The organism is Nocardioides sp. Z24_21, assembly GCF_058134345.1.
In genome coordinates this window covers 28,537-50,814 of the sequence record NZ_JBYTTH010000003.1, presented here as the reverse complement: position 1 = coordinate 50,814, position 22,278 = coordinate 28,537, and the positions used below count along the sequence as shown (strand labels likewise).

21 protein-coding genes are annotated in these 22,278 nt (G+C 71.8%); 16 read left to right on the top strand and 5 right to left on the bottom strand.

Annotation, left to right across the window (positions count from 1 at the left end):
• Both AC3X7Z_RS11845 and AC3X7Z_RS11840 read left to right on the top strand, forming a co-directional pair.
• Entirely contained in the window at positions 1 to 363 is a 363-nt protein-coding gene (locus tag AC3X7Z_RS11845; RefSeq protein ID WP_186342076.1) for an OB-fold nucleic acid binding domain-containing protein, read from the top strand.
• On the top strand, positions 360 to 1,106 hold the full coding sequence (locus tag AC3X7Z_RS11840; RefSeq protein ID WP_489976042.1) for a DUF3159 domain-containing protein: 747 nt from the start codon (positions 360 to 362) through the stop codon (positions 1,104 to 1,106). Before AC3X7Z_RS11845 ends, AC3X7Z_RS11840 begins: the two co-directional genes overlap by 4 nt.
• 39 nt (positions 1,107 to 1,145) lie before the next feature.
• Here the strand turns inward: AC3X7Z_RS11840 and AC3X7Z_RS11835 are convergent, their stop codons facing one another.
• Both AC3X7Z_RS11835 and AC3X7Z_RS11830 read right to left on the bottom strand, forming a co-directional pair.
• The gene (locus tag AC3X7Z_RS11835) at positions 1,146 to 1,814 is read right to left on the bottom strand and encodes a potassium channel family protein (protein WP_489976041.1); all 669 of its coding nucleotides are present in this window, start codon (positions 1,812 to 1,814) and stop codon (positions 1,146 to 1,148) included.
• Between the two features lie 36 nt (positions 1,815 to 1,850).
• The gene (locus tag AC3X7Z_RS11830; protein WP_186342078.1) at positions 1,851 to 2,513 is read right to left on the bottom strand and encodes a potassium channel family protein; all 663 of its coding nucleotides are present in this window, start codon (positions 2,511 to 2,513) and stop codon (positions 1,851 to 1,853) included.
• A 54-nt stretch (positions 2,514 to 2,567) separates the two neighbouring features.
• Here AC3X7Z_RS11830 and AC3X7Z_RS11825 point away from each other — a divergent pair, with 54 nt between their 5' ends.
• Genes AC3X7Z_RS11825 through AC3X7Z_RS11815 form a run of 3 tightly spaced genes read left to right on the top strand, consistent with a single transcriptional unit; the run spans position 2,568 to position 6,228 of the window.
• Complete coding sequence (locus tag AC3X7Z_RS11825) at positions 2,568 to 4,616, top strand: APC family permease (RefSeq protein ID WP_186342079.1); 2,049 nt, start codon at positions 2,568 to 2,570, stop codon at positions 4,614 to 4,616.
• Positions 4,613 to 5,830 (top strand): class I SAM-dependent RNA methyltransferase, encoded by a 1,218-nt coding sequence (locus AC3X7Z_RS11820; protein ID WP_489976040.1) that lies wholly within the window; start codon positions 4,613 to 4,615, stop codon positions 5,828 to 5,830. Before AC3X7Z_RS11825 ends, AC3X7Z_RS11820 begins: the two co-directional genes overlap by 4 nt.
• Before the next feature lie 41 nt (positions 5,831 to 5,871).
• On the top strand, positions 5,872 to 6,228 hold the full coding sequence (locus AC3X7Z_RS11815) for a hypothetical protein (RefSeq protein ID WP_186342084.1): 357 nt from the start codon (positions 5,872 to 5,874) through the stop codon (positions 6,226 to 6,228).
• 4 nt (positions 6,229 to 6,232) lie between these two features.
• On the opposite strand, the gene AC3X7Z_RS11810 is transcribed toward AC3X7Z_RS11815, so the two are convergent.
• Entirely contained in the window at positions 6,233 to 6,766 is a 534-nt protein-coding gene (locus AC3X7Z_RS11810) for an AAA family ATPase (RefSeq protein ID WP_489976039.1), read from the bottom strand.
• A 178-nt stretch (positions 6,767 to 6,944) separates the two neighbouring features.
• Here AC3X7Z_RS11810 and AC3X7Z_RS11805 point away from each other — a divergent pair, with 178 nt between their 5' ends.
• The 11 genes from AC3X7Z_RS11805 (at position 6,945) to AC3X7Z_RS11755 (ending at position 18,709) form a co-directional block, all read left to right on the top strand.
• Positions 6,945 to 9,773: an aconitate hydratase gene (locus AC3X7Z_RS11805; RefSeq protein WP_186342086.1), complete on the top strand. Its 2,829-nt coding sequence runs from the start codon at positions 6,945 to 6,947 to the stop codon at positions 9,771 to 9,773.
• A complete protein-coding gene (locus tag AC3X7Z_RS11800) occupies positions 9,770 to 10,366 on the top strand; it encodes a hypothetical protein (RefSeq protein WP_489976038.1) in 597 nt (198 codons plus the stop codon). Before AC3X7Z_RS11805 ends, AC3X7Z_RS11800 begins: the two co-directional genes overlap by 4 nt.
• Complete coding sequence (locus AC3X7Z_RS11795; protein ID WP_186342088.1) at positions 10,363 to 11,082, top strand: thioredoxin-like domain-containing protein; 720 nt, start codon at positions 10,363 to 10,365, stop codon at positions 11,080 to 11,082. Before AC3X7Z_RS11800 ends, AC3X7Z_RS11795 begins: the two co-directional genes overlap by 4 nt.
• Positions 11,083 to 11,203: 121 nt before the next feature.
• Positions 11,204 to 11,509 (top strand): thiamine-binding protein, encoded by a 306-nt coding sequence (locus tag AC3X7Z_RS11790; protein WP_489976037.1) that lies wholly within the window; start codon positions 11,204 to 11,206, stop codon positions 11,507 to 11,509.
• A complete protein-coding gene (locus AC3X7Z_RS11785; protein ID WP_489976036.1) occupies positions 11,499 to 11,903 on the top strand; it encodes a YjbQ family protein in 405 nt (134 codons plus the stop codon). Before AC3X7Z_RS11790 ends, AC3X7Z_RS11785 begins: the two co-directional genes overlap by 11 nt.
• 4 nt (positions 11,904 to 11,907) lie before the next feature.
• Positions 11,908 to 12,516, top strand: coding sequence for a GNAT family N-acetyltransferase (locus AC3X7Z_RS11780; RefSeq protein WP_206054570.1), 609 nt, complete (start codon positions 11,908 to 11,910; stop codon positions 12,514 to 12,516).
• Between the two features lie 30 nt (positions 12,517 to 12,546).
• A complete protein-coding gene (locus AC3X7Z_RS11775; RefSeq protein ID WP_186342092.1) occupies positions 12,547 to 12,963 on the top strand; it encodes a hypothetical protein in 417 nt (138 codons plus the stop codon).
• 20 nt (positions 12,964 to 12,983) lie between these two features.
• Complete coding sequence (locus tag AC3X7Z_RS11770; protein WP_489976035.1) at positions 12,984 to 14,261, top strand: NUDIX domain-containing protein; 1,278 nt, start codon at positions 12,984 to 12,986, stop codon at positions 14,259 to 14,261.
• Positions 14,258 to 15,193: an SMP-30/gluconolactonase/LRE family protein gene (locus tag AC3X7Z_RS11765; RefSeq protein ID WP_489976034.1), complete on the top strand. Its 936-nt coding sequence runs from the start codon at positions 14,258 to 14,260 to the stop codon at positions 15,191 to 15,193. Before AC3X7Z_RS11770 ends, AC3X7Z_RS11765 begins: the two co-directional genes overlap by 4 nt.
• A gap of 16 nt (positions 15,194 to 15,209) precedes the next feature.
• The gene (gene dxs / locus AC3X7Z_RS11760; RefSeq protein WP_489976033.1) at positions 15,210 to 17,114 is read left to right on the top strand and encodes a 1-deoxy-D-xylulose-5-phosphate synthase; all 1,905 of its coding nucleotides are present in this window, start codon (positions 15,210 to 15,212) and stop codon (positions 17,112 to 17,114) included.
• A gap of 80 nt (positions 17,115 to 17,194) precedes the next feature.
• Positions 17,195 to 18,709, top strand: coding sequence for an amino acid permease (locus AC3X7Z_RS11755; RefSeq protein ID WP_489976032.1), 1,515 nt, complete (start codon positions 17,195 to 17,197; stop codon positions 18,707 to 18,709).
• A gap of 248 nt (positions 18,710 to 18,957) precedes the next feature.
• On the opposite strand, the gene AC3X7Z_RS11750 is transcribed toward AC3X7Z_RS11755, so the two are convergent.
• Positions 18,958 to 21,042: a 3-hydroxyacyl-CoA dehydrogenase NAD-binding domain-containing protein gene (locus AC3X7Z_RS11750; RefSeq protein WP_489976031.1), complete on the bottom strand. Its 2,085-nt coding sequence runs from the start codon at positions 21,040 to 21,042 to the stop codon at positions 18,958 to 18,960.
• Complete coding sequence (locus tag AC3X7Z_RS11745; protein WP_489976030.1) at positions 21,039 to 22,268, bottom strand: thiolase family protein; 1,230 nt, start codon at positions 22,266 to 22,268, stop codon at positions 21,039 to 21,041. The genes AC3X7Z_RS11750 and AC3X7Z_RS11745 overlap by 4 nt, the downstream gene beginning before the upstream one ends.
• Between the last annotated feature and the right edge of the window lie 10 nt (positions 22,269 to 22,278).

Here is a 22,278-nt window from a genome sequence, read left to right as displayed (position 1 = left end):
GTGGGCGAGAAGGGCCGGCTGCGCCACGCGCTGTCACGGTGGGCCGACAGCTCGGAGGCCCGCCAGCGCGAGCTGCGGGAGTCGCACACCAACGACGAGGCGCTGGCCATCGCGGACGCGCCCGAGCGTGAGCCCGTCGTGGTCAACGGCGTGCTCCGCACCGTGACCCTGCGCCCGCGAGGCGGCGTCCCGGCCCTCGAGGCCGAGCTCGACGACGGCTCCGGCGTGATCACCGTCGTGTGGCTCGGCCGTCGCCGCATCACCGGCGTCGACCCGGGACGCTCGCTGAGCGTCGCCGGCTGCATCGGCCGGCAGGGCGGCGTACCGATCATGTTCAACCCGCGCTACGAGCTGCGCCCGTGACCGAGCCCAGCCACCCCGCGAGCACGGGGAGCACCGCGAGCACCGGCAGCACCGTCGCCACCGACACGGTCGAGGCGGTGGTCCGCAGCCAGCTCGCCAAGGCGCTCGGCGGCCGGCGCGGGATGGTCGAGGCCGCGCTGCCGACGATCCTGTTCACCGTCACCTGGCTCACCATGAAGGACCTGCGGCTCGCGCTGTCGGTCAGCGTCGGGGCGGCTCTCGTGCTGCTGGTCGTGCGGCTGGTGCAGCGCTCGACGGTGCAGTTCGTCGTCAACGCGCTCGTCGGCATCGGCATCGGGTGGTTCTTCGTCCACCGCGCCGCGCAGTCGGGAGGCTCGGAGCAGGAGCAGGCGCTCGCCTACTTCCTGCCGGGCCTGCTCTACAACGGCGGGTACGCCGTGGTGCTCGCCTTCACGTGCCTGATCGGCTGGCCGCTGGTCGGCTTCATGGTCGGCAGCATCACCGGCGACCCGACGGCCTGGCACTCCGACAAGCAGATCGTGAAGCTGTGCAGCCGCTTGACGTGGCTGCTGGTCGCGCCGTGCATCCTCCGGGTCGCGATCCAGGCACCCATCTGGCTCGCTGGCAGCTCCGGCTCGATCGACGCCGACGCCGCCGTGGCGGCCCTCGGCGTGCTCAAGATCGCGCTCGGCTGGCCGCTGCAGCTCGCCGCGCTCGGGTCGATGATCTGGCTGCTCTCGCGCAACCGCACGCCCGTCGCGCCGGAGGCCTCGCCCACCTGAGCCCACCTGAGCCCACCTGAGCCGACGCACGAGCTCGGATCAGCGGTGGTGGCTGGGGGAGAGCAGCTGCTCGAGCTCGGCCTCGACCTCGGCCGGCACCACGAAGAGGAGCTCGTCGCCGGACTCCAGCGGCTGCTCGGCCTCGGGCGGGTAGACCTGGCCGTCGCGCAGGATCGTGACGAGCGCGCAGTTGTCGGGGAACGGCACCAGGCCGGCAGGCGTGCCGACGTAGGGCGAGTCGGCCGACAGGGTGAGCTCGACGAGGTTGGCGTTGCCCTGGCGGAAGGTGAAGAGCCGCACCAAGTCGCCGATGGAGACGGCCTCCTCGACCAGCGCGGACATGATGCGCGGCGTCGAGACGTTGACGTCGACACCCCACGCCTCGGTGAAGAGCCACTCGTTGTTGGGGTGGTTGACCCGACCCACCGTGCGGGGCACCCCGAACTCGGTCTTGGCCAGGAGCGAGGTGACCAGGTTGGCCTTGTCGTCGCCGGTGGCCGCGATGACCACGTCGCACTTGCCGAGCTGGGCCTCGGTCAGCGAGGACAGCTCGCACGAGTCGGCGAGCAGCCACTCGGCGTCCGGCACGCGCTCGGGCCGGATCGCTGACGGGCTCTTGTCGATGAGGAGGATCTGGTGGCCGTTCTCGATCAGCTCCCGGGCGATCGATCGCCCCACGGCTCCGGCTCCGGCGATGGCGACGCGCATGTGCAGTGCTCCTGGCTCGGGGTGTCGTGGGGTGGGTCAGTCGTCTTCGGGGCCGGACTCGAGCACGGCGTAGGCGTGGGCGGCGTTCTCCTCGCGGATGACCAGGTGGAGCATGTCGCCCTCCTGCAGCACCGTCTCGCGCGTCGGCAGCATGCCCTCGCCGAGGCGGTCGATCCAGGCGATCCGGCTGAGCGACTGCATCTGGAACTCGACGGTCCGGTTGCCGACCCAGGGGTCGGGGACCGGCACGTGGTCGACGCGGATCGTGCCGGACGGGTCGCGGAAGTCTGGCTCGGCACCGGCGGGCAGGATGCGCCGCAGGACCTGGTCGGCCGTCCACTTCACCGTGGCCACCGTCGTGATGCCGAGGCGCTGGTAGACCTCGGCGCGACCAGGGTCGTAGATGCGGGCGACGACCTGCTGCAGGCCGAACGTCTCGCGGGCGACCCGCGCGGCGATGATGTTGGAGTTGTCGCCGCTGGAGACCGCTGCGAACGCGTCGGCGCGGCGGATGCCCGCCTTCTCCAGCACCTGCTGGTCGAAGCCGTAGCCGGTGATCTTGTCGCCGTTGAACTCGGGGCCGAGTCGCCGGAACGCGTCGGGCTCGCTGTCGATGATGGACACGGTGTGGTTGCGGTCCTCGAGGCTGCGGGCGAGCGTCGACCCGACGCGGCCACAACCCATGATCACGACGTGCACGCCGGAACCGTATCCCAGCCGGGGCCCGGTCCGCTGCGGGTCTAGGCTGCCGCCGTGAGTGTCGGGGATGTGTCCAAGCGGATCCTGCTGGGCCGCAAGCTGCGCAGCAGCCAGCTGGGCGAGACCCTGCTCCCCAAGCGGATCGCGTTGCCGGTGTTCGCCAGCGACGCCCTGTCCTCGGTCGCCTACGCGCCCGACGAGGTGTTCATCATGCTGGCCGTGGCCGGCGCGTCGACGTACGTCTGGTCGTGGAAGATCGGCCTCGCCGTCGCGCTGGTGATGCTCACGGTGGTGGCGAGCTACCGGCAGACGGTGCACGCCTACCCGTCCGGCGGCGGCGACTACGAGGTCGCCACCGTCAACCTCGGCCGCAACGCCGGCGTCACCGTGGCGAGCGCGCTGCTGGTGGACTACGTGCTCACCGTCGCGGTGTCGATCTCGTCGGCCTCGCAGTACGCCGCCGGCGCGATCCCGGTCTTCATCGGACACGAGGCGACCGTGGGTGTGGTGGCCGTCGTGCTGCTGACGGCGATGAACCTGCGTGGCGTGCGCGAGTCCGGCGCGTTCTTCGCCGTGCCCACCTACCTGTTCATGGTCGCGATCCTGGGCATGTGCGCCTACGGGCTGCTCCGCCTGGTGGCCGGCGACCTGCCGCAGGCGGAGAGCGCCGACCTCGTCATCCAGCCCCAGCCGGGCTGGGAGGAGCCGTTGACCCAGATCGGGCTGATGTTCCTGCTGGCCCGGGCGTTCTCGTCGGGCTGTGCGGCCCTGACGGGGGTCGAGGCGATCAGCAACGGTGTGCCGGCGTTCCGCAAGCCCAAGAGCAGCAACGCGGCCACCACGCTGCTGCTGCTCGCGCTGATCGCGATCACGATGATGATGAGCGTCATCGTGCTCGCCAAGCAGATGGCGATCCGCTACGTCGACCCGCACGAGCTCGACCGGCTGCGTACGGCGTCGGGCGACGCCCTGCCCGCAGGCTACGACCAGCACCCCGTGATCGCCCAGATCGCCGCGGGCGTCTTCGACCACTTCTCGCCGGGCTTCTACTTCGTGCTCACGGTCACCGGCATCATCCTGGTGCTGGCCGCCAACACCGCCTTCAACGGCTTCCCCGTGCTCGGCTCGATCCTCGCCCAGGACGGACTCGCGCCGCGCTCGCTGGGCTCGCGCGGTGACCGACTCGCCTACAGCAACGGCATCGTGTTCCTCGCGGCGATGTCGATCCTGCTGATCTGGATCTTCGACGCCGAGACCACCAAGCTCATCCAGCTCTACATCGTCGGGGTGTTCGTCTCCTTCAACCTCAGCCAGCTCGGGATGATCCGGCACTGGTCGCGGCACCTGCGCACCGAGCGCGACCCGGCCGAGCGGCGCCGGATGATCCGCTCGCGCGCGATCAACACGTTCGGGCTCGGCATGACCGCGGTGGTCCTGGTGATCGTGCTGGTGACCAAGTTCCTGGCAGGCGCGTGGATCACGATCCTCGCGATGGGCTTCTTCTTCCTGCTCATGAAGGCGATCGGGCGCCACTACGCACGGGTGGAGCTGGAGCTGGCGGCCGACGAGCAGGACAAGGTGATGCCGACCCGGGTCCACGCCATCGTGCTCGCGTCCAAGCTGCACAAGCCGACGCTGCGGGCCCTCGCCTTCGCGCGCGCCACCCGGCCCAACGTCCTCGAGGCGATCTACGTCGGCGTCGACCCCCGCGCCACCAGCAAGCTGCTGGAGGAGTGGGACGACCGCAACCTCGACATCCCGCTCAAGGTGCTGTACTCGCCCTACCGCGAGGTCGTGCGCCCGATCGTGGAGTACACCCAGGAGATCCGCCGGGCGAGCCCGCGCGGCGTGGTCGCGGTCTACATCCCCGAGTACGTCGTCGGCCGCTGGTGGGAGCAGCTGCTCCACAACCAGACCGCGCTGCGGCTCAAGGGCCGCCTGCTGTTCACGCCGGGCGTCATGGTCATCTCCGTGCCCTACCAGCTGCGCTCGTCGCAGGTGGCCGAGGAGCGGCGCCGCGACGAGGTACGCGTGCACGCCGGTGACCTGCGCCGGGGCCGCGTGGGCCGGCGCGATCCCGGTCGGCAGGAGGACGAGTCGTGAGCCGCACCAACCGCCCCCGCCGCGCCCGGGGCCGCTCGCGGGTGGGGGAGCGCTTCGAGGTCGAGGTCGGGCCGGTCGCCCACGGCGGCCACTGCGTCGCCCGCCTCCCCGAGCCCGAGTCGCGGGTGGTGTTCGTACGCCACGCGCTTCCCGGCGAGCGGGTGCTCGTCGAGATCACCGAGGGCACCGACGGCGACCGCTTCTGGCGCGGCGACGCGGTGCGCGTCGACCAGCCGTCCCCGGACCGTGTCGAGCCGCCGTGCCCCTACGCCGGGCCGGGCCTCTGCGGCGGCTGCGACTTCCAGCACGTCGCGCTGCCCGCCCAGCGCGACCTCAAGACCGCCGTCGTCCGCGAGCAGCTCGTACGGCTCGGCCGGCTCGACCCCGACTCCGGGCTGGTCGCCGGACTGACCGTCGAGGCGGTCCCCGTACCCGGTCGCGCCGACGACGGGCTGCGCTGGCGCACCCGGCAGCGCTACGCCGTGCTCCCGGACGGCCGCCCGGCGATGCGCGCACACCGGTCGCACCGCCTGGTCGCCGTCGACGACTGCCTGATCGCTGCCGAGGACGCGCGTCCGCGTCCCGGCGCCGAGCCGGGGCCGCACGGCGAGTGGTCGCCGGGTGAGCCCGAGGCCGACGTGGCGTCGCACGACGTGACCGTGGGGAGCACCACCCACCCGTTCTCCGTCGCCGCCGACGGCTTCTGGCAGGTCCACCCCGCGGCCCCCGGCGTCCTGGTCGAGACGGTGCTCGACCTGTTGCAGCCGGCGCCGGGGGAGCGCGCGCTCGACCTCTACGCCGGGGTCGGGCTGTTCGCCCGGTTCGTCGGCGAGGCCACCGGCGCCCGCGTGGTGGCCGTGGAGGCCGACCGCACCGCCTGCCGCCACGCCAAGGCCAACCTGTCGGCCCTCACTGCTACCGCCGTCGAGTGCGGCCCGACCGACCGCGTGCTGCGCGACGGGCTCGACGAGCCGTTCGACCTCGTCGTGCTCGACCCGCCCCGCGAGGGTGCCAAGCGGGCGGTCGTCGAGCAGGTCGTCGACCGGCACCCCCGTGCGGTGGCGTACATCGCCTGCGACCCGGCCGCGCTCGGCCGCGACGTCGCCATCTTCGCCGAGCACGACTACGAGCTCACCGCGATCCGGGCCTTCGACCTCTTCCCGATGACGCACCACGTCGAATGCGTGGCGCTGCTGGAGCCGCGGCGCCGCTGAGCGTGCTTGCCACGTCCGCGGTGCGGCGCGAGGCTGGTCGCATGGCCAGCTACGACGTCAACCCGGCCGCCGTCACCCACGCGCGCCGCCTCATCGACGGCCGGCAGTACGTCCTCGACAGCGACTGGGGGCAGGTGCAGCCCGACGCGGAGGCGGAGAACGCCTACCTCGAGCGGCACTCGTGGGATGACTACAGCGCCTGGCACCTCGGCCTCACGGATGGTGCGAACGACGGGACGAAGGCGCGCTACGCCTTCGTCTACGGCGACCTGCGGCGCGTGCACCGGTCCGGGCTGATCGCCTGCGTCTACCGCGCGGCCGAGTGGCGGCACAAGGCGGTCGAGCTCGCCGCCCACGACCTGCTCCAGCGCCTCGACCAGATGGCCGGCATCGACTGAGCGGTCAACCTTGCAGGAGCGCGGCGAGCTCCGCCAGCGCCGGCTCGCGCTCGGTCGCGTCCACGACCGCCCATCCGTGCTCCTGGGCCAGGGCGAGCAGCTGGCGCCGACCCTCCAGCACGAGCTCGTCGCCGCCGCCCTCCTCGATGATCCGCGAGACCACCACGTTGACCGCGGTCCGCGGACGCCCGCGGAGCCGCGCCAGCAGGACGTCCGGTGCCACGTCGAGCACCACGCCGACGTACGCCGCTCCCGCCTCGGCCGCGGCCGCCTCGAAGCGCTCGGCCTGGGCGGGGGTGACGATGAGCTGGGGGAGCACGACGTCGCGGCCCGTGCGCAGGTAGGCCGTCAGCAGCGCCAGCGCGGAGGAGCGCACCGCCTCCCCGGTGCCGACGAAGTCGTCCCCCCAGCCCGAGACCCACGACCGGAGCTCGTCGATGTCGCACACGAGGGTGCCGGGTCGCGCGGCGGCGAGGTCGTGCGCCAGGGTCGTCTTGCCGACGCCGGAGGGGCCGTTGAGGTGGACGAGGGTGGGCACCGGCGGACTGTAGCCCGAGCGCCGCGACACGCGGGCGTACCCGGTTGGCACTCTCCTCGACCTCGTGTATCTTGATATCGAGATAGTTTGACCGGTACTAAGGGTCGCCTGACTTCCCGCGCCCCAGGGTGCGACGGCAAGATGGACGCGAACCCGCGAACTCCCGAGGAGACGGCTGATGGCCAGTCAGGACAGCTTCGGTGCCAAGGGCACCCTGGACGTGGACGGACAGTCCTACGAGATCTACCGCCTCGATGCGGTCAAGGGCGAGGGCCTCGACGTCGAGAGCCTGCCCTTCTCGCTCAAGGTGCTGCTGGAGAACCTGCTCCGCACCGAGGACGGCGCCGACATCACGGCCGACCACATCAAGGCGATCGCCGGCTGGGATGCCAGCGCGGCGCCCGACCAGGAGATCCAGTTCACGCCCGCTCGCGTGATCATGCAGGACTTCACCGGCGTGCCCTGCGTCGTCGACCTCGCCACGATGCGCGAGGCGATGGCCGAGCTCGGCGGCGACGCCACCAGGATCAACCCGCTCGCCCCCGCAGAGATGGTCATCGACCACTCGGTGATCGCCGACGTCTTCGGCTCGGCCGACGCCTTCCAGCGCAACGTCGAGATCGAGTACGAGCGCAACCGCGAGCGCTACCAGTTCCTGCGCTGGGGCCAGGGGGCCTTCGACGACTTCAAGGTCGTCCCGCCCGGCACCGGCATCGTCCACCAGGTCAACATCGAGCACCTCGCCCGCGTGGTCATGGTGCGCGACGGCGTGGCCTACCCCGACACCTGCGTCGGCACCGACTCGCACACCACGATGGTCAACGGCATCGGCGTGGTGGGCTGGGGCGTCGGCGGCATCGAGGCCGAGGCCGCGATGCTCGGCCAGCCGGTCTCCATGCTGATCCCGCGCGTCGTGGGCTTCAAGCTCTCCGGCGAGCTCCCCGAGGGCTCGACCGCCACCGACCTCGTGCTGACGATCACCGAGATGCTGCGCGAGCACGGCGTCGTCGGCAAGTTCGTCGAGTTCTACGGCGAGGGCGTCTCCGCGCTGCCGCTGGCCAACCGCGCCACGATCGGCAACATGAGCCCCGAGTTCGGCTCGACCATCGCCGTCTTCCCGATCGACGACCAGACCGTCGACTACCTGCGGATGACCGGCCGCTCCGAGGAGCAGCTCGCGCTCGTCGAGGCGTACGCCAAGGAGCAGGGCCTGTGGCACGACCCGAGCGCGGAGCCGCGCTTCAGCGAGCGCCTCGAGCTCGACGTCTCGACCGTGGTGCCCTCGCTCGCCGGTCCGAAGCGTCCCCAGGACCGCGTCGAGGTCACCGCCGCCAAGGAGTCGTTCCGCGGCGCGCTGAAGGACTACGTCGACGAGGGTGACAACGACCCCGACGACGCGGCCGAGGCGAGCGGCTACGACGAGGCCGTGGAGGAGTCGTTCCCGGCCTCCGACGCCCCGAGCCACAGCGGCGGCAACGGCGCGCCCGTCCACCCCAGCAAGGCCGAGGGCCGCGCGAGCAGCCCGACGCGTGTCTCGCTCGACGGCCAGGAGTTCGAGATCGACCACGGCGCCGTCGTGATCGCCGCGATCACCTCGTGCACCAACACCTCCAACCCGAGCGTGATGATCGGCGCCGCGCTGCTCGCCAAGAAGGCCGTCGAGAAGGGCCTCTCGCGCAAGCCGTGGGTCAAGACCACGCTCGCGCCGGGCTCCAAGGTCGTCTCCGACTACTACGAGCGCGCCGGCCTCACGCCCTACCTCGACAAGCTCGGGTTCAACCTCGTCGGCTACGGCTGCACCACCTGCATCGGCAACTCCGGGCCGCTGATCCCCGAGGTCTCCGCCGCGGTCAACGAGGCCGACCTCGCGGTCGTCTCGGTGCTCTCGGGCAACCGCAACTTCGAGGGCCGGATCAACCCGGACGTGAAGATGAACTACCTCGCGTCGCCGCCGCTCGTGGTGGCGTACGCCCTCGCCGGCTCGATGGACGTCGACCTGTTCGACGACCCGCTGGGCCAGGACACCGACGGCAACGACGTGTTCCTCAAGGACATCTGGCCGAGCCCGCAGGAGGTCGAGGAGACGATCGCCCAGGCGATCACCTCCGACATGTTCGGCTCGTCCTACGCCGACGTGTTCAAGGGCGACGAGCGCTGGCAGTCGCTGTCCACCCCGGAGGGCAACACCTTCGAGTGGGACGAGGACTCCACCTACGTGCGCCGTCCTCCCTACTTCGACGGCATGCCGCGGGAGCCCGAGCCGGTGCAGGACATCGTCGGCGCGCGGGTGCTGCTCAAGCTGGGCGACTCGGTCACGACCGACCACATCAGCCCGGCCGGCGCCATCAAGAAGGACAGCCCGGCGGGCGCCTACCTCGCCGAGCACGGCGTGGAGCAGCGCGACTTCAACTCCTACGGCTCGCGGCGGGGCAACCACGAGGTGATGATCCGCGGCACCTTCGCCAACATCCGGCTGCGCAACCAGATCGCGCCCGGCACCGAGGGTGGCGTCACCAAGGACTTCACCAAGGACGGCGAGGTCACCAGCGTCTACGAGGCCAGCCAGAGCTACCAGGAGGCCGGCGTCCCGCTGGTCGTCCTGGCCGGCAAGGAGTACGGCTCGGGCTCCTCGCGCGACTGGGCCGCCAAGGGCACTGCGCTGCTGGGGGTGAAGGCCGTCATCGCCGAGTCCTACGAGCGCATCCACCGCTCCAACCTCATCGGCATGGGCGTCATCCCGCTGCAGTTCCCCGAGGGCAAGACCGCCGACGACCTCGGCCTCACCGGTGCCGAGATCATCTCGATCTCCGGCATCACCGAGCTCAACGACGGCACCACGCCCAGGACGGTCACCGTCAAGGTCGAGCCGGCCCCCGGCACCGACCAGGCGCACGGTGAGGCCAGCGAGTTCGAGGCCGTCGTCCGCATCGACACCCCGGGCGAGGCCAACTACTACCGCAACGGCGGGATCATGCAGTACGTCCTGCGCAACCTGCTGCGCGGATGAACGACCGCGCTGCCGACCCGGCAGACGTGTGGCGCGGCCGCGTCCAGGACCACCTGGACGCGGCCGGCCGGCCGCCGCTCGGCGGCATGGCCGACTGGGAGGTCTTCCCCTTCGAGCGCGACGGCCTGACCCCGAAGGCGATGGGGGAGCGGGTCGTCCCCGAGCCCGATCGGTCCCGCGACGCCGCGGACTGCCGCACCTGCCGGGCCCTCACCGTGCCCGCCCAGGTCCTGCACACCGGTGATCGGCTCGCCGTGATCCGCCCGGGCGGCACCAGCCTGCCCTTCGTGGCCAACATCGTCGCCCGCCAGCACGTGCTCATCGACGACTTGGACGACGACGGCCACGCCGAGCTCGGCCGGCTCATCGGCCGCACCTACGCCGCGGTGTCCGCGCTCGACGGCGTCGGCAACGTGCACCTCACCAAGTGGGAGAACGGCAGCGGGCACCTCGCGGTCAACGTGATGGCCCGGCCCCTCGGCGTCCTCGAGCTCCGCGGCTCCAACCTGCCGGTCTGGGCCGACATGCTGCCCGACATCCCGCAGGACGCGTACGACGAGCGCGCCGAGGCCGTGCGCGCGGCCCTGTCGTGACCGACCGGCCCGACGACGTGGACGACCCTCACCTGTCCGGTCCCACGGGTGCGCCCGGGTCCGTCCAGGGGACCGACGCGCCGGACGCACGGCCCGCGCCTGCGGCGGCGTACCCGCCCGCCGCCCAGCAGCCGCACCGCAACCTGCCGCTCGTGCTGGCGAGCGTCGCGTCGGCCCTGGTGCTGGGCGCCGCGCTCGTGGCACCCCTCGTCGATCGGGCGATCCGGGGCGACGAGCGCGCGCAGCGCGCCCTCGACCTCACCCTGGTCGAGACGTGGGAGATCACCGACGGGACCCACACGGAGGGCGACGTCGACTATCCGCAGGACCCGCCCGCGGGCGGGCCACACGCGCCGATCTGGCTGGACTGCGGCGTCTACGACGAGCCGGTGCGCGAGGAGAACGCGGTGCACGACCTCGAGCACGGCACCGTGTGGATCACCCACGACCCGGACCTGTCCGACTCCGACCGTGCGCTGCTCGCCGAGCAGCTGCCCGCCAACGGGATCATGTCGCCGCGCGAGGACCTCCCCTCGCCCGTCGTGGTGACGGTCTGGGGCGCCCAGCTGCACCTGGACGGCGCCGACGACCGCCGGCTGGGGCTGTTCCTCGAGGAGTACGGCGACGGGCACACCGCCCCGGAGTTCGGGGTGAGCTGTCGCGGCGGCACGCCCGACCCGCAGGGTGGGCTGCCGGGCGCCGGCACCAACGCCTGACCGCGGCTCCGGCCGCACACCGTGGCGGATCCGAGTCACCAGGTGGCTCGGATCCGCCACGATGTCACGATGCGGTGGTCAGCGGGCCGGGGGAGGCCGGGAGTGGCCTAGCGTGGGCGACATGATCGTCGCCTTCTCACTGTCACCCATGACCAGCGACCCGACCGGCTCGGTCACGGACGCGGTCGCCGCCGCAGTGCGCGTCGTACGCGAGTCCGGCCTGCCGCACGAGACCAACGCCATGTTCACCAACATCGAGGGGGAGTGGGACGAGGTGATGGCGGTGGTCAAGCGAGCCGTCGACGTCGTCGCCGAGGTGTCCCCGCGGGTCGGGCTCGTGCTGAAGGCCGACATCCGCCCCGGCTACGACGGCCAGCTGACGGCCAAGGTCGAGCGGATCGAGGAGGCGTTGCGCGATGGACAGTGAGGTGCGCAGCTATCGCACCGGTGGCGACGAGGTCGTGCTCGACCTGACCCGGGACGCGGCCGACTTCGTGTCGGGGCGCGGCGACGGGCTCCTCCAGGTCTTCGTCCCGCACGCGACCGCGGGGGTCGCGGTCATCGAGACCGGCGCCGGCTCCGACGACGACCTGCTGGCCGCGCTCGGCGACCTGCTCCCCGCCGACGACCGGTGGCGGCACCGCCACGGCTCTGCCGGCCACGGGCGCTCCCACGTCATGCCCGCGATCGTCCCGCCCCACTGCACCGTGCCGGTGCTCGGCGGGACGCTCGCCCTCGGCACCTGGCAGAGCATCTGCCTGGTGGACCTCAACGTCGACAATGCCGAGCGCCAGGTGCGCTGGTCGTTCCTCGCGGCGTGACGCCGTGAGCGACGGCAGGGCGCTCGGCGGCACGGTCGAGGTGCGCGAGGCCGGCGACGTGGACACCCCCGCGGTCGAGAGGATCGTGGAGGCCGCGTTCGGTGAGCACGGGGTGGCCATCAACGACGTGATGGCGCGGCTGCGCGGTGTCGAGGAGGACATGGCGGTCGAGCTGGTCGCCGTCGCCGACGACGAGATCGTCGGGTGCGTCGCGCTGTCCCGGGCCTGGCTCGACGCCCGCGAGCGGCTGGTGGACGTGCTGGTGCTCAGCCCGCTGGCGGTCGCTCCCGAGCGCCAGGGCAGGGGCATTGGGAGCCGGCTGCTCGCCGAGGTCCCCCCGGTGGCCGAGCGTCTCGGCGCGCCACTGGTGTTCCTCGAGGGTGCGCCCGGCTACTACGGCAACCGCGGCTGGAGCCCGGCCTCGACACACGGCCTCGAGCGGCCCTCGTTCCGCATCCCCGAGCCGGCCTGCCAGGTCCTGCTGCTCGCGGGCCACGAACCGTGGATGACGGGGCGGCTGGTCTACCCGGACGCGTGGTGGCGCCTCGACCTGGTCGGCCTGCGCGACCCGGAGCTCGGGGAGGTGGAGCGGGCGCTCGGCGGTGGTCGGTAGGATCGAACACCTGTTCGATAGGATGCCGGTGTGTTCCCTGCGCCGCAGCCCCGCCAACGGCCCACGCCGCCGTCGGGCCACCCCGGCGTGGCCCCGCCCGGCTGGCCCCGGCAGGTCCGTCCTCCCGACGCCCCCGACTGGGAGGCGACCGCCGCCAGCTGGTTGCTCGACATCTGTCCACCCGACTACCGCCGCTTCTCCGGCCTGCGCCGCCACGTCGTCGTGCTCGCCCGCTTCGCCGTGCTGCACGTCGAGGCCCAGCAGCTCGCCACGCGCCGGGGGCTGAGCGAGATCCGCGGCGACCTCAAGGACGTGGCCGACGAGGCGGTCGTCCTCGCGGCCGTGCAGACCTTCCAGCTCGAGGACGCCCGCCTCCTCGGCGTACGCCGCGAGGTGGGCCTCGTCGAGGACGCGCTCCGCGGGCGTCGCTACCGGGTGCGGATGTGAGGGCTGGCTAGGGTCGGCGGATGCATCGATTCGCCGCGGTGGCCGTCGTCGACCCACACGGGCGGGTCCTGGTGCAGGAGCGCGGGCACGACGCCGTCCACGAGCCGGGGCGTTGGGGCTATCCCGGCGGCGACCTCGAGGACGGCGAGGACTTCGCGGCGGCGGCCGTCCGCGAGCTCGCGGAGGAGACCGGACTGGTCGTCGCGGCCGACGACCTCGAGTCGTTGGGGGTACGACGCTTCCACGGCGACGGGTGCGGCGGCGACGACGAGTTCGAGCTCTTCGCGGTGCGGACGAGGGCCGCCGACGAGCACGTCGCGTGCGGCGAGGGCCGGCAGATGGACTTCGTCGACCTCGACGACCTCGCCGGCCGGCCGCTCCACCGCGCGACGGAGCTGACCCTCGATCTGGTGCGCCAGTGGCGCGCGAGCGCGATCCGGACCGACTTCGTGCAGGTGACGCTGGTCGATCCGCGCGGGCGCGTGCTGATGCAGGAGCGCGACGAGCACGCCCCGGTCTGGCCCGACATGTGGTGCTTTCCCGGTGGCGGTCTCGAGGAGGGTGAGGAGCCCGTGGTCGGAGCCGCGCGCGAGCTCGCCGAGGAGACGGGCGTCGCGGCGGCGCCCGATGAGCTCACCGACCTCGGCCGGTTCGAGCTCGCCACCGACCGCGGGACCTTCCGGTTCCACGCCTTCGTGGCCCGTACGACGCTCGGCGACCGCGACCTGGAGTGCCACGAGGGCCGGCAGATGGTGTTCGTCGCGCCGGCTCGGTTGGCCGACCTCGACCTCGTCCCGTCCACCCGGCTCGTCGAGCCGTCCCTCGGTCGGTGGATCGACGACCACCCCTTCGACCCCGGCCCCGACCCGCGCCGCTTCGCCGGCGTCATCCTGGTCGACCGCAGGGGTTGGATCCTGCTGCAGGAGCGCGACGAGCACCCGCGCATCGACCCCGAGAAGTGGGGACTCGCCGGAGGCCACGTCGAGCCCGGGGAGGACTTCGAGCCCGCTGCCCACCGCGAGCTGGAGGAGGAGACCGGCGTACGCCTTCCGCCCGGCGGGCTGCGGCTCTTCCGCGAGTTCGTCGTCGACCACCGGGAGGCCTACGGCACCTGGGACGTGATGCAGGTGTTCGTCGCCGCCACCGACCTGACCGACGCCGACATCGACTGCCGCGAGGGCCGCCGGATCATCTTCGTCGCCCCCGAGGTCGCGCGCGGGCTCGACCTGACCTCGGCCGCGATCGACATCGTTCCGGCCTTCCTCGGCAGCGACGTCTACGCCACGATGACCCCATGAGCCGCCCCAGCCTGACCGTGCACCCCGTCCCGTCGATGGGTGCCGAGGACGTGGTCGTCACCATGGACGGCACCGTCCTCACCGGCACCGAGGACGGCGTGATCTGGGCGCTCGACCCGGCCACCGGCAGCACCCGGCGGGTCGCCGACACAGGTGGCCGCCCGCTCGGGCTCGAGCTGCTGCCCGACGGCGACCTCGTGGTGTGCGACGCGCGCCGCGGTGTGCTGCGGGTGTCACTCGGGACCGGCGCCGTGGAGGTGCTGGTCGACCGGGTCGAGGGCCGGGCGATGATGTTCTGCAACAACGCGGCCGTCGCGGCCGACGGCACCATCTGGTTCAGCGACTCCTCGCTGCACTTCGGCGTCGAGCGGTGGAAGGACGACTTCGTCCAGGACACCCGCACCGGCCGGCTGGTGCGCCGCGACCCCGACGGCTCCGTCGAGGTGGTGCTCACCGGGTTGGCGTTCTCCAACGGCGTGGCGCTGGCAGCCGACGAGTCCTACGTCGCGGTCGCCGAGTGCCGCGGGCGCACCGTCGTACGCCTGTGGCTGGCCGGGCCGAGGGCGGGGGAGCGCGACCACCTCGTCACCGACCTCCCGGGCTACCCCGACAACATCAGCCGGGGGAGCGACGGGCTCATCTGGGTGGCCGTCGCGAGCCCGGTCGACGGCCTTGTCGAGCGCCTGGGGTCCGCGCCGCTCCTACTGCGTCGGGCGATCACGCGGATCCCCGAGAGGCTCCAGCCCAGGCCGGCGCAGACGATCCGGGTGCAGGCCTACGACGACACCGGGCGGCTGGTGCACGACCTCTACCTCGAGCGGCCCGGCGACGGCCCCGGCTTCCACATGGTGACCGGGGTGCGGGAGCACGACGGACGCGTCTGGCTGGGCAGCCTGCACGAGCCGTCGGTAGCAGTCATCGACCGTCCATGAAATAGACTCCTGCCCCATGGCTCTCCTCGACTCGATCGCCTCCCCGCGCGACCTCCGCGGCCTCACCGCGGAGCAGCTCGACGAGCTCGCGGCCGAGATCCGCGACGTGATGATCCGCACGGTCGCGACCAACTCGGGTCACCTGGGCCCCAACCTCGGTGTGGTCGAGCTGACGCTCGCGATCCACCGCGTCTTCGACTCTCCCCACGACCGCGTCGTCTTCGACACCGGCCACCAGTCGTACGTGCACAAGCTCGTCACCGGGCGCCACACCGACTTCGACACCCTGCGCAAGGAGGGCGGCCTCAGCGGCTACCCGAGCCAGGCCGAGTCCGAGCACGACATCGTCGAGAACTCGCACGCCTCGACCGCCCTGTCCTACGCCGACGGGCTCGCCAAGGCCTACGCGATCCGCGGTGACGAGCGCCACGTCGTCGCCGTCATCGGCGACGGCGCGCTGACCGGCGGCATGGCGTGGGAGGCCCTCAACAACATCGCCATCGCGAAGAAGAGCCGCCTGGTGATCGTCGTCAACGACAACGAGCGCTCCTACACGCCGACCATCGGCGGGCTCGCCACCGCGCTGACCTCGCTGCGCACCAACCCCCGCTACGAGCAGGTCCTCGACCTGGTGAAGAAGCGGCTCAACGCCGTGCCCGGCGTCGGCCACGCGGCCTACGACGCCCTCCACGCCGTCAAGAAGGGGATGAAGGACGCGATCGCCCCGCAGGGCCTCTTCGAGGACCTCGGCCTGAAGTACGTCGGCCCCGTCGACGGACACGACCGGACCGCGATGGAGCAGGCGCTGGCCAGCGCCAAGCGCTTCGACGGCCCCGTGATCGTCCACGCCCTGACCCGCAAGGGCCAGGGCTACGACCCGGCGCTGCGCCACGAGGCCGACCAGTTCCACGCGCCCGGCCCGTTCGACGTGCAGACCGGTGCGGAGAAGCCCAAGGGCAAGATCTGGACCGACCACTTCTCCGAGGCCATCGTCGACCTCGGCGCCCGCCGCGAGGACGTGGTGGCGATCACCGCGGCCATGATGCACCCCGTCGGCCTCGACGTGTTCGCCGAGAAGTACCCCGAGCGCACGTTCGACGTCGGCATCGCCGAGCAGCACGCCGTCACGTCGGCCGCCGGCCTGGCGATGGGTGGCCTGCACCCCGTCTTCGCCGTCTACGCGACCTTCCTCAACCGCGCCTTCGACCAGGTGCTGATGGACGTCGCCCTGCACCGCTGCGGCGTCACGTTCGTGCTCGACCGCTCGGGCGTCACCGGCGACGACGGGGCCAGCCACAACGGCATGTGGGACATGTCGATCCTCCAGGTCGTCCCGGGCCTGCGGCTGGCGGCACCGCGCGACGTCACGCGGCTGGGCGAGCTGCTCGACGAGGCGGTCCAGGTCGACGACGCCCCGACGGTGGTGCGCTTCCCCAAGGGCCCGCCGCCGGAGGACGTCCCCGCCATCGGCCGCGCCGGCGGCGCCGACGTGCTCGTGCGCTCGGGTGAGCGCGACGTGCTGATCGTGGCCGTCGGGTCGATGGCCACGACCGCCGTCGACGTGGCGTCGCGACTGACCGCCCAGGGGATCGGGGTCACGGTGGTGGACCCCCGCTGGGTGAAGCCGGTCGACCCCGCTCTGATCGAACTCGCCCGCGAGCACCGCCTCGTGGTGAGCGTCGAGGACAACGGCCGCGTCGGCGGGTGTGGCACCGCGCTGCTCCAGGCGCTCACCGACGCGGGCGTGCGTACGCCGTTCCGCCTCCACGGCATCCCGCAGGAGTTCCTCGACCACGCCAAGCGCGACGCCATCCTCGCCCGCATCGGGCTCGACGCTCAGACCCTCGCCCGCTCGATCGTCGAGGACGTCACTGCCCTCGACCGGGGGCTCACCGTCGTCGAGGTCGACCACACCGCCTGAACAGCACCCGGGTGTCCCTGCCGACGGGAGGCTCGGCGGAGGGGTCGACGGTCGGGGCCGGGCGGTCCTAGGTTGCTGTGATGAGCGTCTTCCGGACGAAGTCAGTCGAGCAGTCGATCGCCGAGACCGACGAGCCCGAGCACCGGCTGAAGAAGAACCTCGGCGTCCTCGACCTGATGGTGTTCGGTGTCGGGGTCATCATCGGCGCCGGCATCTTCGTCATCACCGGCACCGTGGCCAAGACCAACGCCGGCCCGGCGATCACCCTGGCCTTCGCGATCGCGGGCCTGGCCTGCGCGCTCGCCGCCCTCTGCTACGCCGAGTTCGCCTCGACGGTGCCCGTCGCGGGGAGCGCGTACACGTTCTCCTACGCCACGTTCGGCGAGCTGATCGCCTGGATCATCGGCTGGGACCTCGTGCTGGAGTTCACCATCGGGTCGGCGGCGCTCGCGACCAGCTTCTCCGGCTACTTCCAGGAGGTGTTCGACGGCACGTTCCTGGAGGTGCCGGCCTCGCTGGGCTCGGCCGCCGGCGGCACCATGGACCTCCCGGCGATCATCATCTCGCTGCTCGTGACGGTCGTGCTGATCGCCGGCATCAAGTTCTCCAGCGTGCTCAACCAGGTCGTCGTCGCCATCAAGCTGCTGGTCGTCGCGGCCGTCATCGTCTTCGGCATCAGCCACATCGACACCGCCAACTACTCGCCGTTCATCCCGCCCTCGGAGCCGGCACCCGCGGGCGACGCCGGCTTCATGGACTCCTCCCTCATCAGCACCGTCCTCGGCATCGACCCGGCGGTGTACGGCGTGGCCGGCGTCATCGCCGCCGCGGCCACGGTCTTCTTCGCGTTCATCGGCTTCGACATCGTCGCGACGACCGCCGAGGAGACGCGCAACCCCCAGCGCGACATCCCGCGCGGCATCCTCGGGTCGCTGGCGATCGTCACGGTGCTCTACATGGCCGTCAGCCTGGTCGTCACCGGCATGCAGAACTACCGCGACATCGACGAGAACGACGCCGCCCCGCTGGCGACGGCGTTCGACGCGGTCGGCATGGAATGGATGGGGCGGCTCATCGCGATCGGCGCCTGCATCGGCCTGATCGTGGTCGTGATGATCCTGATGCTCGGCCAGACGCGCGTGGGGTTCGCCATGGCGCGCGACGGTCTCCTACCCCGACGCCTGGCGCGGGTCCACCCGAGGTTCGGGACGCCCTACATCTTCACCGCCATCACCGGCGTCGCCGTGGCCTGCCTGGGCGGGTTCGTCGACCTCGCCACCCTCGTCGAGATGGTCAACATCGGCACGCTGTTCGCGTTCGTGCTGGTCAGCGCGGGGGTCGTGGTGCTGCGCCGCCAGCGTCCCGACCTCCCGCGCGGCTTCCGGACGCCCGCCGCCCCGCTGGTCGCGAGCGTCTCGGTGCTGCTGTGCGGCTACCTGATGCTCAACCTCAAGGGCGACACCTGGGTCCGGTTCGTGGTGTGGATGGCGATCGGCCTCGTCGTCTACTTCGCGTACGGCCGCACCCACTCCCGGCTCGGCCGCGGGGAGTACGACAAGCACGCCCGGCCGTCCGACACACCCTCCGGCGGCTGACCCACCCAGGCACGAGTCGGCGCAACATGGCCCCGAAATGGCGCCGAGTCGGCTCGTCCTGACCCCGAAATGGCGCCGAGTCGGCGCAACATGGCCCCGAAATGACGTCGAGTCGGCGCATCCTGACCTCGCAATGGTCAGGACGCGCCGACTCGACATGTCAGGGGCGTCGGGACGCGCCGACTCGACGTGTCAGGGGCGTCAGGACGCGCCGACTCGGCGTGCTCGGCGTGCTCGGCGTGTGCCGCTCAGTGGAACCGCTTGCCGGTCACCTTCTCCGAGATGCCCTGGACGTCGAGCATGAAGGTGAGCCCGCCGTTCCAGAAGGAGAACCCGGCGCCGGTGATCATCGCCAGGTCGATGTCCTGCGGGGCCGCGACGACGCCCTCGTCGAGCATCAGGCGCGCCTCCTCGGCGAGCCCGGAGAGGGCCGCCACGCGCAGCTCCTCCTTGGTCAGCTCGACCGGGGACGCCGGCTGCTCCTGCAGGGCCTTGATCTCCGGGTCGATGGAGAGGTCGGGCAGGTAGAACGAGGTCTTCTTCTCCGCCACGACCCGCTCCAGGAGCGGCGAGACGTAGAAGCGGTCGGGGAACGCTCCGGCCAGGGTCTCGTTGTTGTGCAGCGCGATCGCCGGGCCGACGAGGCCGAGCAGCATGAACGGCGGCATCGGGGCGATGCCGGCGAACGCGGCGTCCGCGGTCTCGATCGGGGTGCCGGCGTCGACCGCCTTGGCGACCTCGCCCAGGAAGCGGCCGAGGAGGCGGTTGACGATGAACGACGGGCTGTCCTTGACCAGGATCGAGGTCTTCTTCAGCGCCTTGCCGGTCGCGAACGCAGTCCCCAGCGTCGCGTCGTCGGTGGCGTCGCCCTTGACGATCTCCAGCAGCGGCATGACCGCGACCGGGTTGAAGAAGTGGAAGCCCACGACCCGCTCGGGGTGCTGGAGGTCGGCCGCCATCTCGGTGATCGACAGCGAGGAGGTGTTGGTCGCCAGCACGCACTCGGGCGAGACGACCTTCTCGACGTCGGCGAAGACCGTCTTCTTGATCGCCATCTCCTCGAAGACGGCCTCGATGACGAAGTCGGCGTCCCCGAAGGCGACCTGCTTGTCGGTCTCACCCGTGACCAGCGCCTTGTGGCGGTTGGCCTTGTCCTGGTTGATCCGGCCCTTGGCGAGGAGCTTGTCGATCTCGGCGTGGACGTAGGCCACGCCCTTGTCGGCACGCTCCTGGTCGAGGTCGGTCAGCACGACCGGCACCTGCAGGCGACGGACGAACAGCAGCGCGAGCTGGCTGGCCATCAGGCCGGCGCCGACGATGCCGACCTTCGTCACCGGACGGGCGAGCGACCGGTCGGGCGCCCCGGCAGGCCGCTTGGCGCGCTTCTGCACGAGGTCGAACGAGTAGAGCGAGGCGAGCAGCTCGGCGGTCCTCGACAGCTCCTCGAGGGCGTCGTCCTCGGCCGCGAAGCCGGTGTCGCGGTCGCTGTCGCGCGCCGCGGCGATGAGCTCGACGGCCTTCGCGGCGGCAGGGGACGCGCCGCCGGTCTTGGCCGCGACGATGCCCCGGGCGCGCTCGATCGCGGCGTCCCAGGCCTCGCCCCGGTCGATCTCCGGGCGCTCGACGACGGTCTCGCCACGTACGACGGACGCGGCCCACAGCAGCGACTGCTCCAGGAAGTCGGCACCACCGAAGACCGCGTCGGCCAGCCCGAAGTCGTAGGCCGCCTTGCCGCCCAGCGTCTTGCCCTGGTTGAGCGGGTTCTCGATGATCAGCGTCACTGCCTTGTCGGCGCCGACCAGGTTGGGCACCAGCCAGGCGCCGCCCCAGCCGGGGACCAGGCCGAGCATGACCTCGGGCAGGCCGAGGGCCGGCGCGGAGTCCATGACGGTGCGGTAGGTGCAGTGCAGGGCCACCTCGAGGCCGCCGCCGAGGGCGAGGCCGTTGACGAGGCCGAACGACGGCTTGCCGCCGTCCTGCAGCTTGCGGAACACCGCGTGGCCGAGCTCGCCGACGGTTCGCACGGCGTCGGGGCCGCCGCCCTGGATGGCGGTGAGGTCGGCGCCGGCCGCCAGGATGAACGGCTTGCCCGTCACCGCGATCGCGTCGATCGCCTCGTCGGCGAGTGCCGCGTCGATCGCCTCGTTGAGGGCGAGCAGCGAGGCCGGGCCGAACGTGTTGGGCTTGGTGTGGTCCTCGCCGTTGTCGAGGGTGATCAGCCCGAAGGTCACGCCCGGCAGCGCCACCGTGCGCAGGTGGGCGCGGGTCACGCGCTCGGCGTCGGAGACGATCGCCTGCGCGCGCTCGTAGATGCTGGTGTCGTGCGCGCTCACTTGGTCTCTCCCGTCGAGTCGGAGCTGCTGGAGCCGGCGCCGGTCCAGTGCGGGTTCTCCCAGATCACGGTGCCGCCCATGCCGATGCCGATGCACATGGTCGTGAGGCCGTAGCGGACCTCGGGACGCTCCTCGAACTGGCGCGCCAGCTGGTTCATCAGGCGTACGCCGGAGGAGGCCAGCGGGTGGCCCATCGCGATCGCGCCGCCGTAGGGGTTGACCCGCGGGTCGTCGTCGGCGATGCCGTAGTGCTCGAGGAACGCGAGCACCTGCACGGCGAACGCCTCGTTGACCTCGAACGCGTCGATGTCGTCGATGGTGAGACCGGCGAGCCTGAGCGCCTTCTCGGTCGCCGGGATCGGGCCGGCGCCCATCACCTCGGGCTCGACGCCGACGAAGGCGTAGGTGACCAGGCGCATCTTCACCGGGAGGCCGAGCTCGCGCGCGGTCTCCTCGTCGGCGAGCAGCGCGGCGGTGGCGCCGTCGTTGATGCCGGCGGCGTTGCCCGCGGTCACGTTGCCGTGGGAGCGGAAGGGGGTCTTGAGCCCGGCGAGCGACTCCATGGTCGTCTCGGGCCGCATCGGCTCGTCGAGCGTGGCCAGGCCCCAGCCCGCCTCGGCGGAGCGGGTCGCGACCGGCACCAGGTCGGGCTGGATCTTGCCGGCGTCGTAGGCGGCCTTGGTCTTCTGCTGGCTGCGCACGGCGTACTCGTCGACGCGCTGCCTGGTGATCGTGGGGTAGCGGTCGTGCAGGTTCTCGGCGGTCTTGCCCATCACGAGCGCGTCGGGGTCGACGATCCGCTCCGAGAGGATGCGCGGGTTGGGGTCGACGCCCTCGCCCATGGGGTGGCGGCCCATGTGCTCCACGCCGCCGGCGATCGCGACGTCGTAGGCACCGAACGCGATGCCGGACGCGGTGTTGGTGACGGCGGTCATCGCGCCCGCGCACATGCGGTCGATGGAGTAGCCGGGCACGCTCTGCGGCAGTCCGGCGAGGAGGGCGGCGGTGCGCCCGATGGTCAGGCCCTGGTCGCCGATCTGGGTGGTGGCGGCGACGGCCACCTCGTCGACGCGCTCGGGCGGCAGCGACGGGTTGCGGCGCATCAGCTCGCGGATGCACTTGATGACGAGGTCGTCGGCCCGCGTCTCGGCGTACTGGCCCTTGGCCTTGCCGAACGGGGTGCGTACGCCGTCGATGAAGACGACCTCACGCTGTGGTCGGGACACTGGCTACTCC